Origin of the sequence: Actinosynnema sp. NPDC059797 (assembly GCF_042732085.1) — a bacterium.
GTDB lineage: Bacteria > Actinomycetota > Actinomycetes > Mycobacteriales > Pseudonocardiaceae > Actinosynnema.
The window spans coordinates 22,352-39,084 of the sequence record NZ_JBHWIE010000020.1 but is presented as its reverse complement, the minus strand read 5'-3'; the positions used below and the strand labels follow the sequence as shown (position 1 = coordinate 39,084).

At 74.6% G+C, this 16,733-nt stretch carries 14 protein-coding genes; 6 read left to right on the top strand and 8 right to left on the bottom strand.

Annotation, left to right across the window (positions count from 1 at the left end; genetic code table 11):
- Positions 1–71: 71 nt before the first annotated feature.
- A complete protein-coding gene (gene upp, locus ACFV4N_RS09015; protein WP_499671932.1) occupies positions 72–695 on the bottom strand; it encodes a uracil phosphoribosyltransferase in 624 nt (207 codons plus the stop codon).
- A gap of 11 nt (positions 696–706) precedes the next feature.
- Here upp and ACFV4N_RS09010 point away from each other — a divergent pair, with 11 nt between their 5' ends.
- From ACFV4N_RS09010 to ACFV4N_RS08985, 6 genes are all read left to right on the top strand, one after another.
- A complete protein-coding gene (locus tag ACFV4N_RS09010) occupies positions 707–5,842 on the top strand; it encodes a trypsin-like peptidase domain-containing protein (RefSeq protein WP_499671931.1) in 5,136 nt (1,711 codons plus the stop codon).
- A 2-nt stretch (positions 5,843–5,844) separates the two neighbouring features.
- Positions 5,845–6,828 carry a Gfo/Idh/MocA family protein gene (locus tag ACFV4N_RS09005; protein WP_499671930.1) on the top strand — a complete coding sequence of 328 codons (984 nt, stop codon included), beginning with the start codon at positions 5,845–5,847 and terminating at the stop codon, positions 6,826–6,828.
- A gap of 59 nt (positions 6,829–6,887) precedes the next feature.
- A complete protein-coding gene (locus ACFV4N_RS09000; RefSeq protein ID WP_499671929.1) occupies positions 6,888–7,538 on the top strand; it encodes a DUF1707 SHOCT-like domain-containing protein in 651 nt (216 codons plus the stop codon).
- A gap of 68 nt (positions 7,539–7,606) precedes the next feature.
- On the top strand, positions 7,607–8,572 hold the full coding sequence (deoC, locus tag ACFV4N_RS08995; RefSeq protein ID WP_499671928.1) for a deoxyribose-phosphate aldolase: 966 nt from the start codon (positions 7,607–7,609) through the stop codon (positions 8,570–8,572).
- A complete protein-coding gene (locus ACFV4N_RS08990; protein ID WP_499671949.1) occupies positions 8,569–10,002 on the top strand; it encodes an aldehyde dehydrogenase family protein in 1,434 nt (477 codons plus the stop codon). The genes deoC and ACFV4N_RS08990 overlap by 4 nt, the downstream gene beginning before the upstream one ends.
- Positions 9,995–10,858, top strand: coding sequence for an aldehyde dehydrogenase family protein (locus tag ACFV4N_RS08985; protein WP_499671927.1), 864 nt, complete (start codon positions 9,995–9,997; stop codon positions 10,856–10,858). Before ACFV4N_RS08990 ends, ACFV4N_RS08985 begins: the two co-directional genes overlap by 8 nt.
- Positions 10,859–10,940: 82 nt before the next feature.
- Here ACFV4N_RS08985 and ACFV4N_RS08980 read toward each other — a convergent pair whose 3' ends face one another.
- From ACFV4N_RS08980 to ACFV4N_RS08950, 7 genes are read right to left on the bottom strand one after another with little or no spacing between them, the layout of a single operon-like run.
- On the bottom strand, positions 10,941–11,507 hold the full coding sequence (locus tag ACFV4N_RS08980) for a hypothetical protein (RefSeq protein WP_499671926.1): 567 nt from the start codon (positions 11,505–11,507) through the stop codon (positions 10,941–10,943).
- Complete coding sequence (locus ACFV4N_RS08975) at positions 11,504–12,838, bottom strand: hypothetical protein (RefSeq protein WP_499671925.1); 1,335 nt, start codon at positions 12,836–12,838, stop codon at positions 11,504–11,506. The genes ACFV4N_RS08980 and ACFV4N_RS08975 overlap by 4 nt, the downstream gene beginning before the upstream one ends.
- Positions 12,835–13,620, bottom strand: a complete 786-nt coding sequence (locus ACFV4N_RS08970) for an ABC transporter ATP-binding protein (RefSeq protein ID WP_499671948.1) — start codon at positions 13,618–13,620, stop codon at positions 12,835–12,837. The genes ACFV4N_RS08975 and ACFV4N_RS08970 overlap by 4 nt, the downstream gene beginning before the upstream one ends.
- A gap of 14 nt (positions 13,621–13,634) precedes the next feature.
- Complete coding sequence (locus tag ACFV4N_RS08965) at positions 13,635–14,405, bottom strand: anti-sigma factor family protein (protein ID WP_499671924.1); 771 nt, start codon at positions 14,403–14,405, stop codon at positions 13,635–13,637.
- Positions 14,402–14,923, bottom strand: coding sequence for an RNA polymerase sigma factor (locus ACFV4N_RS08960; protein ID WP_499671923.1), 522 nt, complete (start codon positions 14,921–14,923; stop codon positions 14,402–14,404). Before ACFV4N_RS08960 ends, ACFV4N_RS08965 begins: the two co-directional genes overlap by 4 nt.
- Positions 14,924–14,982: 59 nt before the next feature.
- On the bottom strand, positions 14,983–15,327 hold the full coding sequence (locus tag ACFV4N_RS08955) for an SRPBCC family protein (protein WP_499671922.1): 345 nt from the start codon (positions 15,325–15,327) through the stop codon (positions 14,983–14,985).
- A complete protein-coding gene (locus ACFV4N_RS08950; protein WP_499671921.1) occupies positions 15,324–16,712 on the bottom strand; it encodes a collagen-binding domain-containing protein in 1,389 nt (462 codons plus the stop codon). The genes ACFV4N_RS08955 and ACFV4N_RS08950 overlap by 4 nt, the downstream gene beginning before the upstream one ends.
- Between the last annotated feature and the right edge of the window lie 21 nt (positions 16,713–16,733).

Sequence of the window (16,733 nt, the reverse complement as noted above, 5' to 3'; positions counted from 1 at the left end):
GCGCATGACACGCGGGGTCTGGGGGTACGACACGGTGGGTCTGGGCGTACGACTCGCGATGGTTTCGTGAGTTAGACGGCGCCGTACTGGCGGTCGCCGGCGTCGCCCAGGCCGGGGACGATGAAGCCGGAGTCGTTCAGGCGCTCGTCGACGCTGGCGGTCACCAGGCGGACCGGCAGGCCCGAGTCCTCCAGGTGCTTGATGCCCTCCGGGGCGGCCAGGCAGCAGATCGCGGTCACGTCCGTGGCGCCCCGGTCGGTCAGCAGGCGGATCGTGTAGGCCATGGAGCCGCCGGTGGCGAGCATCGGGTCCAGCACGAACACCGGCCGGCCCGCCAGGGACTCCGGCAGGGACTCCATGTACGGGGTGGGCTGGAGCGTCTCCTCGTCACGCGCCAGGCCGACGAAGCCCATCTGCGCGTCCGGAATCAGCTTGTGCGCCTGGTCGGCCATGCCCAGGCCGGCCCGGAGGACCGGCACCAGGAGGGGCGGGGTGGCCAGGCGGTAGCCGGTGGTGCGGGCGACGGGCGTGTGCACGCGCTCCTCGGCCACCGCCGCGTCGCGGGTGGCCTCGTACACGAGCATCACGGTCAGCTCTTGCAGCGCGGCGCGGAACGCCGCGTTGTCGGTGCGGGCGTCGCGCATGGTGGTCAGTCGCGCCCGTGCCAGCGGGTGGTCGACAACGAGGACGTCCATGGTCGAACAGTATGTGGTACCCCTGGCCGGTGCCCGACGGCTCCTTACCCACTTCGGTGGTCCGCGTGCTCGACCCCGCCGGCGAACCGGTCGGCGCGGGGGTGGTGCTGGACCGGCACGTCGTGACCTGCGCGCACGTGGTGAACCTCGCCCTGGGGCTCGACGAGAGGTCGGCCGACCGGCCCGCCGGACCGGTCACCGTCGACTTCCCCGCGCTCGGCGGCGCCCCGGTGACCGCCGAGGTGGGCTCGTGGTCTCCCCCGCCGCCGCGCGAGGGCGCACCGGGTGACGACGTCGCCGTGCTGGCGCCGGCGCTCCCCGCTGGGGTCACGCCCGCCCGGTTGACCGACGCGCCGCCGCGCGCCGGGCGGCAGGTCGACGTGTTCGGCTACCCGGGCAACCGCCCGGACGGCGCGTGGGTGCGCGCGGTGACGCGGGGCCTGGTCGGCAACGGGCTGTTGCAGCTGGACAGCGAGTCGGCGCTGGCCGTGGGGCGCGGGTACAGCGGCAGCCCGGTGTGGGACCCGGGGACCGGTCGCGTGGTGGGGATCGTCGCCGCGGCGGCGTCCCGGGACTGCTACGCGATCACCGCCGACCGGTTGCGCCGCGAGCTGCCGGACCAAGCGCCCGGCCTGAGCGTGCTGCACCTGTTCGGCACCCGGTTCGGGTCCGGCCGCCCGCTGCCCGAGGGCTTCGCCGAGACCCGCCCCGACCTGGTGGTCTTCACCGGGGACCTGACCGAGCACGGTCGGCCGGACGAGTTCGAGCAGGGCTTCCGGTTCCTCGCGGACGTGGCGGACGCGGTCCGGCTGCCGCGCCACCGGGTGGTCGTCGTGCCGGGCGTGCGGGACGTGAACCTCCTGGCGTGCCGGGCATACTTCACGCAGGAGGAGGCGTGGGGGCGCGTGCCGACCCACCCCCACTGGCCGAAGTGGGGTCCGTTCGCGGCGGCGTTCGAGGAGTTCTACGGCGGTCGGTTCGGCTTCACCCCCGACGAGCCGTGGACGCTGTTCGACCACCCCGACCTCCGGCTCGCGGTGGCCGGGGTGAACTCCACGATCGAGGTGACGCACGAGCGCGACGACGCCGAACCCGGCGACCGGCAGGTGGAGCGGTTCCAGGAGCTGTTCCGGGAGCGCCGGCGCCGGGGCTGGTGGCGGGTGAGCGCGGTCCAGGGTCCCCTCGGGTCGAGCGTCTCGCTGGACGTCGACCTCACGTTCACCAGCCTCCGGCACGAGCCGGCCGTCTGGTCGCTCGTCCCCCTGCCCGAGCTGCCCGAACCCGCGCACCCGTGGCGCGACCGGGCCGAGCGGTCCGGCGGGAAACCCGCGGCGTTCTTCGAGCGGGTGCTGGAGGCGACCAGGGTGGCCCACCCGACCGCGACCGTCACCCCGCGCCCGGACCATGACTACCTCCGGGTGTGCAAGCCCCGCGACGGCGTCGGTGTCGAGCAGTGGCCGGTCGGGGTGGCCGACGAACCGCGCGCGGCCGACGTGGACCGGTTCGTCGAGCGGGTGCACGCCTCGTTCGCCGCCGCCGACCCCTCGGTGCCGTCGGAGCTGGTCTACAGCGGACCGCCCGCCGGGCCCGAGCTGGTCCGGCGGGCGCAGCGGGCCGGCGTGCGGCTGCGGAGCTTCGTGGAGTACCAGGGGCTGCTGGACCTGCGGCCACTGGCGGAGCGGCAGGCGCGGCGCCTGGCCGGCGACGCCGTGTACCCGGCGGAGCTGTACGTGCCGCAGCGGTACGCCGTCGCGCGGTCCGACGTGCGCGGCGACGACCTGCTGGACCGCGTGCTCGACTGGCTGCGCGAGGACGTCGCGCGGTTCCTGGTGGTGCTCGGCGACTTCGGCCGCGGCAAGTCGTTCCTGCTGCGGCAGCTCACCCGCGCGCTGCCCCGCGAGCACCCCGCGCTGCTGCCGGTGCTGGTCGAGCTGCGCAACCTGGAGAAGGCCCCGTCCCTGGACGAGCTGCTGGCCCAGCACCTGGTGCGCGAGGGCGTCGAGGCGGTCGACGTGAACAAGCTCCGGTACATGATCGGCAGCGGTCGGCTGGCGCTGCTGTTCGACGGGTTCGACGAGCTGGAGCTGCGGGTCGGCTACGACAACGCGGCGGAGTACCTGAAGACGCTGCTCGAAGCGGTCACCGACCGGGCGAAGGTCGTGCTGACCAGCCGCACCCAGCACTTCCAGTCCACCGACCAGGTGCTCAACGCGCTGGGGCAGCAGGTGTCGGCGCTGGCGGCCAGCCGGGTCGTGGTGCTGGAGGACTTCACCGACGACCAGATCCGCGACTTCCTGACCAGGCACTACCACGGTGACGAGGAGCGGGCGGCGGCGCGGTTCGAGCTGCTGGGCGCCGTCAGCGACCTGCTGGGCCTGTCGCGCAACCCCCGGATGCTGTCGTTCATCGCCGACCTCGACGAGGCGCGGCTGCTGGAGGTGCAGCAGCAGCACGGCCGGATCAGCGCGGCCGAGCTGTACCGGGAGCTGGTCGACTTCTGGCTGCTCCAGGAGGCGGGCCGGCAGCGGCACCGGTACGGCACGCCCTCGTTCGACGAGGCCGAGCGGCTCTCGGCGTGCACGGCGCTGGCGCTGCGCCTGTGGAAGACCACCGCGACGACCATCCGGACCTCCGACCTGGAGGACACCGTGGTGCGCACCTTGACGGGCCTGGTCCAGCGCGGTTACTCGATCGACCAGGCCACGCACGCCGTCGGTTCCGGCTCGCTGCTGGTGCGGACCGAGGAGGGCGGTTTCGCGTTCGTGCACCAGTCGGTGATGGAGTGGCTGGTCGCGAAGGTCGCCGCCGACGAGCTGCCGGCCACCGCGATCGTGACCCGCCGGATGTCCCGGCTCATGGTGGACTTCCTGTGCGACCTCGCGGGGCACGAGGTGGCGTTGAGCTGGGCGAGGGGCGCGCTGGCCGACCCGGAGGCGACGGAGGCGGCCAAGCAGAACGCGACCGACGTCGTGCGGCGGCTGGAGGTCGCGACCCGGCTGGTGCTGGCGGGCAAGGACCTGCGCGGTTTCGACTTCGGCGAGCTGGACCTGCGCGGCGCGGACCTGTCCGGCGCGGACCTGTCCGGGCAGCAGCTGCACGGCAAGAGCTTCGCGGGTGCCGACCTGACCGGCGCGAACCTGAGCGACGTGCGGCTGGTCGGCGGCGACCTCACCGGGGCGGTGCTGACCGGGAGCCGGTGGACCCGCGCCGCCCTGCTCGGGGTGTCCGGACCAGCGCCGGCCGACGCGGCGGTGACCGGGCGTGACGAGGCTACGCCCACACTGGCACCGCTGGGCCAGGACGTCGCCGCCGCCGCCTTCTCCCCGGACGGCGAGCTGGTGGCGCTGGCCCGCGAGCACGTGGTGGAGCTGGTGAGCCTCCGAACCCTGCGGCCCGTCCGGGTGTGGCGCAGGCGGGCGCGCCCGATCACGGACGTCGCCTACGCGCCGAACGGCCGCCTGATCGCCACGGTCGAGGACGACGGGGCGGCCCACGTGTGGCACGCGGCGACCGGTGAGCCGGTCTGTGACCTGCCGGGCCGCCTGCTGGACCGGGTCCGGTTCACCGAGGGGTCGGACCGCCTCGTCGGCCAGGACGCCGACCGCGTCGTCCGGTTCTGGGACGCCCGGACCGGCGAGGCCGTCGCCGCGCTGCCCGACGCCCAGGACGACCTGGCGGTCTCGCCCGACGGGAGCCTCCTCGCGACGAGGTTGGGCGCCCGCCTCGCGATCCGCCGGACCGAGGACCTGGAGGTGATCGCGACGGCCGAGGCGTCCAGGGGCTCCCGCCTGGCCTTCACGCCCGACGGCTCGACGCTCGCGGTGGTGGAGGGCGACCGCGTCACGCTGCTGGAGGCGCACTCCGGTTGGCCCGCGGAGGAGTTCCCGGCCCCTTTCCACCCCAAGAACGTGGCCTTCCTCGGCGACCACAGGCTGGGCGTCACCAACGACTTCGCGGTCGTCGTGTTCGACATCGCCGCCGAGAAGGAGTGGCGGTTCGACGCAGGCCCCGACCTCCTGGCGTTCACGCCGTCTCCCGACGGCACGCGCTTCCTGATCACCTCGGCCGACGGTGAAGCGCGCCTCTACACCGGGAGGGCGGACCCGATGGGCCAGCCGCTGACCTCCGGGTGGCGCTCCGTCGGCTCGGCCTCGTACTCGCCGGACCGCCGCCTGCTGCTGACCACCTGCGACGACGGTCGTGGCCGGATCTGGGACCTGGTGACCGGTGTGGTTCGCGATGAGTTCGAGGCGCGGGAAGCGTTCGGGCGGCTGGCCTGCTTCGCCCCGACGGGCTCGCGCGTCGCCTACGCCTCGGCCCGCAACTGGGTCCACGTCACGGGGGACGGGGGCTGTCGCATCCAGACCAGCGACCAAGCGGAGTCGCTGGCCTTCTCCCGCGACGGGCGCCGCCTGCTCATCAGCGTCGGCACCGACTGCCACGAGTACGACGACGCCGGGCGTCCCCTGCGCAAGCTCAGGTCCGGGGCGGTCGTCAACGCGGCGGCGTACTCCCCGGTCTTCGGCCTGGTCGCCACCGCCCACGACGACGGTTCCGCCCGGGTGTGGCACGGCATCGAGCCCGAGCTCATGCTGACCGGCCACACCCAGGAGTTGTGGGCCGTGGCCTTCTCGCCGGACGATCGCCTCATCGCCACCGCGTCCTCCGACGGCACGGCCCGGGTGTGGAGTGCCCGCGGCAGGCAATTGGCCGTGCTGGCGGGGCACGGGCGCACCGTCTGGGACGTGGCGTTCTCTCCCAATGGCAGGCGGCTGGCCACCGCGTCCTCCGACGGCACCGCGCGCGTCTGGGACATCGGGGGCCGGCACCTGCTCACGTTGACCGGTCACACGTCCAGGGTCCGCAGCGTCGCCTACTCCCCCGACGGGCAGCGGATCGCGACCACTTCGGAGGACGGCACGGCCCGGATCTGGAACGCGATGACGGGCGACGAGCTGGCGGTCCTCGTGCACAGCGGCGACGGCGCCGTGCTGCTGCCCGACGGCTCCTACAAGGGCGACGCCGGTGACCGGCTGTTCTGGGCGGTCAAGCAGTGCCGGTTCGAGGCCGGGGAACTGGACCCCTACTACCCGGAGATCCGCCGCTTGGCCCCCGAGGAACCGCTGCCCGGCGTAGTAGCGTCCTGAGCGTGGCTGATCACGTGCGGATCGGGGTCCTGGGTGCGGCGCGGATCGTGCCGGCCGCGCTGGTGAGACCGGCGCGCTCCACGGGCGCCGCGGTGGTGTCGGCGGTGGCCGCGCGGGACGCGGGGCGGGCCCGGGAGTTCGCGGACCGGCACGGGATCGCGCGGGTGCACGACAGCTACGAGGCGTTGCTGGCCGATCCCGACCTCGACGCGGTGTACGTGCCGCTGCCCAACGGGCTGCACGGGCGGTGGACGCTGGCGGCGTTGGCGGCGGGGAAGCACGTGCTGTGCGAGAAGCCCTTCGCGGCCAACGCGGAGGAGGCCGCGCGGGTCGCGGAGGCCGCCCGGGGCAGCGGGCTGGTGGTGATGGAGGCGTTCCACTACCGGTACCACCCGCTGGCGGCGCGGATGGCCGAGGTGGTGGGCGAGCTGGGCGAGCTGCGGCACGTGGACGCGCGGCTGGCCTTCCCGCTGCCCCGGTTCTCCGACATCCGGTACTCGCTGGACCTGGCGGGCGGCGCGCTGATGGACGCCGGGTGCTACCCGGTGAACCTGGTCCGGCTGCTGGGCGGCGGTGAGCCGGAGGTGAAGTCGGCGCGGGCGCTGCTCAGGGGCGACGGCGTCGACCGGGCGATGCGGGCCGAGCTGAAGTTCCCCGGCGGGCACACGGGGACGGTCGTCGCGTCGATGTGGTCGCGCACGGTGCTGAAGGTGACCGCCAAGGTGCTGGGTGCCAACGGGGAGATGCGGGTGATCAACCCGTTCTCGCCGCAGGCCGGCCACCGGTTGACCGTGAAGCTGAAGGGGCAGCGGAGGGTCGAGCGCTTCGACCGGCGACCGTCCTACGAGTACCAGCTGGAGGCGTTCGCGAACGCCGTGCTGCGCGGCGAGCCGTTCCCGACCACGGCCGACGACGCGGTGGCCACCCTGCGCGTGATCGACGACATCTACCGGGCAGCCGGGTTGCCGGTGCGCCGGCCGAGCTGATCGGACCGCCTGGGCCCGACCTGTCGTCACCTGCGGCCCCGGCTCCTAGACTCACCCGTGTGAGCGACGAGCTGGTGCCGGACCCCCGTCAGATGCGCGCCTCGGACGCCGACCGAGAGAAGGTCGCGCAGGTGCTCCAGCAGGCCCACGGGGAGGGGCGCCTCGACCTCCACGAGCTGGACGAGCGCCTGGCCGCCACCTACGCCGCGAAGACCTACGGCGAGCTGGTGCCGCTGACCGCCGACCTCGGCCTGCCCTCGCCCTCGTTGACGCCGATGGCGCTGCCCGCGGACGGCCGGCAGCACCTGCCCGCGTCCCGCGTCGGCGGCACGCCCGGCTCGGCGATGTCGTTCGCGTTCTGGTCGGGGGTCGAGCGGCGGGGCGACTGGGTCGTGCCGGCCACCCACAACGCGGCCGCGATCATGGGCGGCGTGGTGATCGACCTGACCCGGGCGCGGTTCGCGCAGCAGGAGACCACGATCAACGCCTACGCGATCATGGGCGGCGTCGAGGTGATCGTGCCGCCGGAGGTGACCGTGCGGGTCGACGGGATCGGGTTCATGGGCGCGTTCGAGGACCTCACCCACAAGGGCGAACCGACCATCCCCGGCGGGCCGTCCGTGCGGATCACCGGGCTCGCGCTGATGGGCGCGGTCGAGGTGAAGCGGCCGAAGAAGAAAAAGCAGAAGAACCGCGAGATCGAGGACTGACCTAGGGTCTGACCTGGGGAAACGTCGTCGCTTAGGACGGCCGTCCCACTCCGCCTAGACTCGGCGGCATGGCTGCTCCATCCACTTCGCCGTCGCTGCCGCCGGCGCTCGCGGACGCCGTCCGCGACGACGCGTCGCTGCGCCGGTTCCTCCACGGGCTGCCCGGCGTGGACCAGGTCGGCGTGGAACAGCGCGCGGCCGGGTTGGGCACGCGCAGCATCAAGAAGGCCTCGAAGCTGTGGGCCATCGACGCCGCGATCGGCATGGTCGACCTGACCACGCTGGAGGGCGCCGACACCCCCGGCAAGGTGCGGTCGCTGGCCGCGAAGGCGCGCCGGCCCGACCCGGACAACCCGGACGTGCCCCGGGTCGCCGCGGTCTGCGTGTACCCCGACATGGTCGCCACGGCGGTCGGGGAGCTGCGGGGCACCGGGATCGGCGTCGCCAGCGTGGCCACCGCCTTCCCGTCCGGCCGCTCCAGCCTCAAGGTGAAGCTGGAGGACACCGCCTTCGCCGTGGACGCGGGCGCGACCGAGATCGACATGGTGATCGACCGGGGCGCGTTCCTCTCCGGCCGCTACGGGCAGGTGTTCGACGAGATCGTGCAGGTCAAGCACGCCTGCGGCGACGCGCACCTCAAGGTCATCCTGGAGACCGGCGAGCTGGCCACCTACGACAACGTGCGCCGCGCGTCGTGGCTCGCGCTGCTCGCGGGCGGCGACTTCATCAAGACCTCCACCGGCAAGGTGTCGCCCGCGGCGACGCTGCCGGTGACCCACGTGATGCTCCAGGCCGTGCGCGACTGGCGCGACCGGACCGGGCAGCTCCGCGGCGTGAAGCCCGCCGGCGGCATCCGCACCACGAAGGACGCGATCAAGTACCTGGTGGCCGTGCACGAGGTGGCGGGTCCGGAGTGGCTGACCGCGGACCTGTTCCGGTTCGGCGCCTCCACGCTGCTCAACGACCTGCTGATGCAGCGGCGCACCCAGTTGGCGGGCCACTACAGCGGCCCCGATTACGTGACGGTGGACTGACCATGTGGGAATACGCGCCCGCGCCCGAGTCGCGGGACATCGCGAACCTCAAGCCGACGTACCGGATGTTCGTGGACGGGCAGTTCGTCGAGGGCGGCGGCGAGCCGCTGAAGACGATCAACCCGGCCACCGAGGAGGTGCTGGCCGAGGTCTCCACGGCCACCGCCGACGACGTGGACAAGGCCGTGAAGGCCGCGCGCCGCGCCTACGACCGCGTGTGGGGCCGGATGCCGGGCTCCGAGCGGGCCAAGTACATCTTCCGCATCGCCCGGCTGGTGCAGGAACGCGCGCGCGAGCTGGCCGTGCTGGAGTCGCTGGACAACGGCAAGCCGATCAGGGAGTCGCGGGACGTGGACGTGCCCACGGCCGCCGCGCACTTCTTCTACCACGCGGGCTGGGCGGACAAGCTCGCCTACGCGGGCCACGGCCCCGACCCGCGCCCGCTGGGCGTGGCCGGCCAGGTGATCCCGTGGAACTTCCCGCTGCTGATGGCGGCGTGGAAGATCGCGCCCGCGCTGGCCTGCGGCAACACCGTGGTGCTCAAGCCCGCCGAGACCACGCCGCTGACCGCGCTGGTGCTCGCGGAGATCATCCAGCAGGCCGACCTGCCACCCGGCGTGGTGAACATCCTCCCCGGTGCGGGTGACGTCGGCGCCGCGGTGGTCTCCCACGCGGACGTGGACAAGGTCGCGTTCACCGGTTCGACGGACGTCGGCAAGCTCATCCAGGGGCAGCTGGCGGGCACCGGCCGCAAGCTCACCCTGGAGCTGGGCGGCAAGGCGGCGAACATCGTGTTCGACGACGCGCCGCTGGACCAGGCCGTCGAGGGCATCGTCAACGGCATCTTCTTCAACCAGGGCCACGTGTGCTGCGCGGGCTCGCGGCTGCTGGTGCAGGAGTCGGTGGCCGACGAGCTGCTGGAGAAGCTGCGCGCCCGGGTGTCCACGCTGCGCGTCGGCGACCCGCTGGACAAGAACACCGACGTCGGCGCGATCAACTCGCGCGAGCAGCTGACCAGGATCCAGGAGCTGGCGTCGTCGGGCGAGGCCGAGGGCGCCGAGCGCTGGACGTCGTCGTGCCCGTTGCCGGACAAGGGTTTCTTCTTCGCGCCGACCGTGTTCTCCAACGTGTCGCAGGCGATGCGGATCGCGCGCGAGGAGATCTTCGGGCCGGTGCTGTCGGTGCTGACGTTCCGCACGCCCGACGAGGCGGTGGCCAAGGCGAACAACACGCCGTACGGGCTGTCCGCGGGCGTCTGGACGGAGAAGGGCTCGCGCATCCTGTGGGCCGCGCAGAAGATGCGCGCCGGCGTGGTGTGGGCCAACACGTTCAACCGCTTCGACCCGACCGCCCCGTTCGGCGGCTACCAGGAGTCGGGCTTCGGCCGCGAGGGCGGTCGCACCGGGCTGGAGGCGTACCTCGATGTCTGAGCGCATTTCCGTGGCGAAGACCTACAAGCTCTACATCGGCGGCGCGTTCCCGCGTTCCGAGTCGGGCCGGTCCTACCCGGTGGCCGACGCCAAGGGCGCGTTCCTCGCCAACGCCGCGCAGGGCTCGCGCAAGGACGCCCGGGACGCGGTGGCGGCGGCGCGCAAGGCGTTCCCCGGCTGGTCCGGCGCGACCGCGTACAACCGCGGGCAGGTGCTGTACCGGGTGGCCGAGGTGCTGGAGGGCCGCCGCGAGCAGTTCACGGCCGAGGTGGCCGCCGCCGAGGGCGTGGCGGCGAAGAAGGCGCAGGCGCTGGTCGACGCGGCGATCGACCGCTGGGTCTGGTACGCGGGGTGGACCGACAAGGTGACCGGCGTGCTGGGGGCGGCGAACCCGGTGGCCGGGCCGTACTTCTCGTTCTCGGTGCCGGAGCCGACGGGCGTGGTGGCGGTGCTCGCGCCGCAGGAGTCGTCGCTGCTGGGGCTGGTCAGCGTGGTGGCGCCGGTGATCGCGACCGGCAACGCGGCGGTGGTGGTGTCCTCGCAGGACCGGCCGCTGCCCGCGATCACGCTGTCGGAGGTGCTGGCGACCTCCGACCTGCCGGGCGGGGTGGTGAACGTGCTGACCGGGCGGACGGCGGAGATCGCGCCGTGGCTGGCGTCGCACGCGGACGTGAACGCGCTGGACCTGACGGGCGCGCCGGAGTCGAGCCGGGCGGAGCTGGAGCGGGCGGCGGCGGGCACGGTGAAGCGGGTGCCGCGGGTCCGGGCGGACGAGGACTTCACCCGCGAGCCGGACCTGTCGCGGCTGCGGGCGTTCCTGGAGACGAAGACGGTCTGGCACCCGATCGGGGTGTAGGACGGCGTCGCCGAAGGCCCCGCGCCACCCGGTTCGGCCGGTGGCTCGGGGCCTTCGTCGTCCACGACCGCGCCCCGGCGGCCTACCGGCGGCAGCCGAACGCGCTGTAGGCCACCAGCCCCGCGCACCCGAGCACGACCGCGATCACCGTGGCCGAGGGCGTGCCGGCGGGCTGCACCGGCCAGGCGAGCAGGCGTTCCCGCCACTCGTCGCCGGGTGGCACGACGAGCGTGAGGCCCGCCCAGCCGACCGGCAGCGACCAGGCCGCGAGCGAGCCGAACAGGCACGCGCCGAGCGCCGCCAGCCCGCCCAGCCCGACCACGGCGCGGAGCACCACCCCGTCCGGCGCCACGGGGTCGGCCACCCGACCCACGGCCAGCAGCAGGAGGGCGACCACCGCCGCGCCGAGCAGCAGGTGCCCGGCCCGGCGCGGCGGCCAGGCGAACGCCGCCGTGCGGTCGAGGTCCCGGTCGTGCCCGCCGAACCCGACCGCGACGGCGGACACCCCGATGGCGGCGGCGAACGCGGCGAGCCTCGGGTCGCCGCCCGGCTGGGCCAGGAAGCCGATCAGCCCCACCCCGGCGACCGCGGTGGCCAGCGAGGCCGGCACCTGGCGCGAACGGGCGTGGAGGACGAGCGGCCGGGTCACGCCGGCGTTCCCGTCAGCACGGTCAGCGCGTCGCCGGAGCACGCCGCCTGCACCTCGCGGGCCGCCTGCACGCGCGCCGCCTGCTCGGCCTCCGGCAGGGCCCGCAGGACCTCCCACGCCGAAGCCGCCACGGCCTCCGTCTCCCGCCCGACCCACATCCGGTACGCCGGCAGCGGCTTCAGCTCGCCGGTCACCCAGGCCGCCGCGACGGTGCGGAACGCGACCTCCCGCGTAAGATCCCCCGTCACGTACTCGCCGACGCAGGACCGCGTCCCGGCGCCCGCGACCAGCCACTCGACCACCCGCTCGGGCGCCACCTCGCCGGAGGTCCGGAAGTACGCGAACTCGTCCAGGCGCACCCACACCGCCTCCGGCGCGTCGGGACCGCGCTCGACCGCCAGCACCGGCCCCGCCGCCTCGCGCACCTCCACCGGCGGCGACGGCAGTTTCGCCAGCCGCCGCAGCGCCTCGCGCGCCGGGCCCGCCAGCGCCGCCCGCTCGGCCTCGTGCGCCCGCGTCAGGCACAGCCCGTCCGCGCACACCAGTTCGGCGGCCACCGGGTCGGGCGACAGCGCCCCCGCCGGCGTCGCGGGCATCAGCGGCACCGCCACCGCGCCCGCCACCAGCGCCGGCAGCACCGCGGGCCACCGCCGCCGCAGCGCGACCAGCAGGAACCCGGTCAGCGCCAGCCCGGCGAACCACACCGCCTGCCCGGCGGTCACCACACCGGCGACGTGCTCGAACACGCTGTCCGGCGCCGGCACGCTCGGCGTCAGCAGCGTGAACCGGAACCAGCCGCCCTCGACCGACGGCGTGAACGCCATCAGCGCGAACGCGGCCACCGCCGCCGCCGGCGGGGTGAGCGGCCACGGCGCCAGCCGCCCCAGGCCGATGCCCACCCACGACGCCGCCACCAGGGCGAGCGCCCCGACCAGCGCGACCGGGAGCCAGCCCCAGTGGAAGTAGTCGGACCGCATCCGCACCGCACCGGCGACGACCACCGCGGCGTACGCGACGACCAGCGCCAGGGCCGACGCGCCCAGCGTCCACAGCACCCGCTGCGCGCGCGGCCTCGGCGTGGAGGCGAACAGCTCCTCCACCCCGGACCGCCGGTCGCGCAGCCCCAGCAGCGCGCCGCCGCCGATCACCAGCGGGCACGCCAGCAGCAGCATGAACCGGCTCCACTCGGCCAGCGACGACCACTGGCCGGTCCACGCGGTGCTGTTCTTGGTCGGCGGCCCCCACTCGAGCATGAACAGCAGGACCGCGACCGTCACCAGCCCCACGACCGGCGCCGAGGTCCGGCGCAGCTCGATGCCCAGGACCCTCACCAGGCACCGCCCAGCAGCGCCGAGTAGCCGCGCTCGATCGGGCTGTCGCCGACGTGGTCCGGTCCGCCCGCGGCGGCCAGCTCGGCGGGCGTGCCCTGGAACACGAGCTTGCCCCCGGAGACCAGCACGACGTCCGAGCAGGCCGCCGCCACGTCCTCCACCAGGTGCGTCGACACCACCACGCACGCGTCCGCGCCCAGTTCCTGCACCAGTTCCCGGAACCGCACCCGCTGGCCGGGGTCCAGCCCCGCCGTCGGCTCGTCGAGCAGCAGCAGCTCCGGGTCGTTGACGATCGCCTGCGCGATGCCCGCCCGCCGGACCATGCCGCCGGACAGCGACTTGAGCCGGTCGTCGGCCCGGTCGGCCAGGCCGACGCGCTCGACGGCGCGCTGCACCGCGCCGGGGACGTCCCGCGCGGGCACCTCCTTGAGCCACGCCACGTACTCGACGAACTCGCGGACGGTGAACCGCTTGTAGTAGCCGAAGTCCTGCGGCAGGTAGCCCAGGGAGCGCCGCAGCGCCCGCAGGTCCACCTGCCCGGACACCGGCCGCCCGAACACCTCCAGCGTCCCCGACGCGGGCCGCAGCACCGTCGCCAGCGACCGGATCAGCGTGGTCTTGCCCGCGCCGTTCGGCCCGAGCAACCCGTGCACGCCGCGACCCAACCTCAGGTCGAGCCCGTCCACGGCCATCCGTCGGCCCGCGCGCACGCGCAAGCCCTCCGCCCGGACCTGCCAGGCGTACCCCGTTGGCGCGACCTCCGTCGCGCCCACCGCACGCACCATCTTCCCCTCCGTCACAGCCGCGCGTAGGACGCGGACCTGAAGAACACGGCGGCGGCGCCCCCGACCAGCGCCGCCGCCCAGAGCGGCGCCGCGCCGGGCGTGAGCGCCCCGGGCACGTCGCCGAGCCACACCGCCGGGCCGACCACCAGCACCGCCCACGCGGTGGTGGTGGCGACCGCGGCCCGGCGCACCCCGACCACGCTGCCGAGCGCGAGCGTCACCGAGGTGACGGCCAGGCACGGCAGCAGCCAGTACGCGGGTGACGCGCCGGTCAGCCACCCGCCGACGAGCAGCGGGGGCAGCACCGCGAGGAGCACGGCCAGCGTCCGCCGCAGCACCAGTTCCAGCCCGGCCCGCGCGGTCGACGCCACCAGCTCGTAGGCCGGGTCGACCGCCCGCGTCCACGCGCCCGCGACGCCCAGCACCGGCAGCACCGGCGCGACGAGCAGCAGCACGGACGGCACCTCGTCGGGGGGCGCGAGGAAGTCGACGAACAGGACCGCGAACACCACGAGCGCGGTCATCGCGAGCCAGGGCAGCAGCGACGGCGCCGCCCACGGCGCCCAGTTCCGGCGCACGGGCGCGGGCGTCCCGGTGGGCTCCAGCCCCGCCCACACCGCCGCGGTCAGCGCCGTGACCGGCGGCGGGGCCAGGTCGGCCAGCCGCAGCCGGCACAGCTCGCACCCCTCCAGGTGCGACTCGACCGCCCACACCTGGTCGACGGGCAGGTCCTCGCCCGCCGCGTAGCGGGTGATCAGCTCGACGGACGCGTGCTCGTTCACGACAGCGCCTCCCGCATGGCGATCCGGGCCCGCCTGGCGCGGGTCTTGACGGTGCCCTCGGGGACCCCGAGCAGCACGGCGGTCTCGCGGACGGTCAGCCCGTCGAGCACCATCGCCTGGAGGACCTGCCGCAGCTCGGGCGCGAGGTCGCGCAGCGCGCCGCCGACGTGGTCGCTCAACGCGCCCGCCAGCGCCTCTTCCTCGGCGGCGGGCGCGGGGGCCGGCTCGGGCAGCGCCCGGGCGTGGTGGGCGCGGCGGCGGAAGGCGTCGACCAGCCGGCGGGCGGCGATCGTCCACAGCCAGCCGACCGCGGTGCCGTCGACCGCGGCGCCCGCGAACGACCCGGCCGCGCGCCACACCGCCAGGTAGGTCTCCTGCATGACCTCGGCGACGACCTGCTCGTCGGCGCACCGGCGGCGCAGGCGCACGGCGAGCCACGGCGACGTGCGGCGGTAGAGCTCCTCGAAGGCCGCGCGGTCACCGCGGGCGACCGCGCGGACCAACTGCTCCTCGTTCACACCCGGCAAGACGCCCGCTCACGCGGAACGGTTCTCAACGGGAAGTGATGTGCGTCACATCAGTACCAGTTGTTCTCGTCGGCCGTGGAGCTGGACTCGGCCTCGCCGGTGGCCCGGTGGGCCAGCGCGGCCACCGCCTCCTCCAGCTCGCGCCGGACGTCGCCCTCCCGGTCGGTCTTCACCGCGACCGCGACCTGGCTGCGCCCGGGGCCGTCGTCGACCACGACCAACTCACCCCGGTAGCCGTTCTCCTCCCAGGAGATCCGACGGCCCCCGCTGTCCACGCCCGGGGTCGTGGCCTCCAGGCCGGGCAGGTGCTGGGGCAGGCTCTCCGGGCGCGCCATGAACGCGAACAGCTCGTCGGCGCCCATGTCCACCGTCGCCCGGTACTCGTAGCTGGTCATGGCCGCCGGGTACCCCCGATCCGCCGGAACGCACGGCCGCGACCCAACCGGGCGCCCGCCACCAGGGCCGCGCCGGACAGCACCAGCGCGCCCGACAGCAGCAGGGGACCGGCGACCGGGGCGCCGGTGCCGGCGAGGGGGCGCCCGGCGCCCGGGTCGATCGCGGGCACGTCCCCGTGAGTGGTGGTGGTCGTCGTCGGCGCGGCGGTCGTCGTGCTCCCGGTCGGCGCGGTGGTGGTGGTCGGCGCGACCGTGGTCGTGGTGGTCGTGGTCGTCGGCGCGGCCGTGGTCGTCGGCGTGGTCGTGGTCGTCGGCGTGGTGTCGCCGCACGTCACCAGGTCCTCGAACGGCGCGTGGTGGATCTCGCCGCCGCTGCCGCCCGCCGCACCGCCGTGCACCAGCGAGCGGACCACGACCGCGCCCTCCACGTTGGCCGGGCTGTCGTCCACCAGGGTGGCGTTCGGCGCGTAGACCGTCCCCCACACCGTGCCCGTCCCCGCCGGCAGCGTGACGGTCCCCGAGGTGGTGAAGTTCCACAGCACGTGGCGCGACGGGCCGTTGCCCTGCCAGCTGACGTTCGGCACCGGCCACTCGTAGTCGCCCGCCACGTCGACGTTGACCACCAGCCAGGCCCGGTCGCCGGGCTGGAGCGCCCCGTTGAGCGGGTTGACGTTCTTGAGCGCCGCGAGCTGCGCGGCGGTCAGGGTGAGGACGTTCTGCCCGGGTTGGAGCCCGAGGGTGGCGTTGGGGTCGGTCCCGTTCCACGGCCGCTGCCCGTTCTGGTCGCGCAGCACCACCGTGGACGGGCACGTGGCGAGGTCCGCGGCGATGCCCCGGTAGGTCGCGAACAGGGACGGGAAGTCGAACCCGCTCGGCCCGCCCACCGACGCGGCGGGCTGCGGGGCCTGCACGGCCACCGCGGGCCGGGTGCCCTGGTCGCCGCCCGCCGGCACGACGAACGTGACCCCGCCGGAGGGCAGCACGCCCGCCCCCGACAGGTCGCCGATCTTGGCGTAGGACCGGTCGAGCACGTTGAGCTGCGCGCCCGCCGGGCTGCCCGCGAAGTCGACGCGCCCGCCGACGACGAAGCTGGTCGGCCGGTCGTCACCGGCCAGGACGTACGTGCCGGGGTTGTTGGGCCCGACGTTGTAGGTGCGGAAGCGCACGTCGCCGCCGACCGCCACCGGCCCCTCGGTCTCGTTCTCGTTCAGCTCGGCGTCGGTCTCGACCAGCACCAGGAACCCGTGGCTCGGGTCGAGCGCCACGTCGCCCGGCGCGACCGGCCGCACCGGGTTCACCCCGGCGTCCACCCGCCCCGGCGCCCAGCCGAGCGCCACCGAGGCCAGCACCGCCAGGCCGGCGGCCCCGACGCGGTTGATCCGCATGTCCCAGCTCCCGAGGAGGTC

Bases quoted from the DNA above. Each gene is read 5' to 3' on its own strand.
- upp (WP_499671932.1), bottom strand. From the start codon at position 695: ATGGACGTCCTCGTTGTCGACCACCCGCTGGCACGGGCGCGACTGACC.
- ACFV4N_RS09010 (WP_499671931.1), top strand. From the start codon at position 707: ATGTGGTACCCCTGGCCGGTGCCCGACGGCTCCTTACCCACTTCGGTG.
- deoC (WP_499671928.1), top strand. From the start codon at position 7,607: ATGGCTGCTCCATCCACTTCGCCGTCGCTGCCGCCGGCGCTCGCGGAC.
- ACFV4N_RS08985 (WP_499671927.1), top strand. From the start codon at position 9,995: ATGTCTGAGCGCATTTCCGTGGCGAAGACCTACAAGCTCTACATCGGC.
- ACFV4N_RS08955 (WP_499671922.1), bottom strand. From the start codon at position 15,327: ATGACCAGCTACGAGTACCGGGCGACGGTGGACATGGGCGCCGACGAG.
- ACFV4N_RS08950 (WP_499671921.1), bottom strand. From the start codon at position 16,712: ATGCGGATCAACCGCGTCGGGGCCGCCGGCCTGGCGGTGCTGGCCTCG.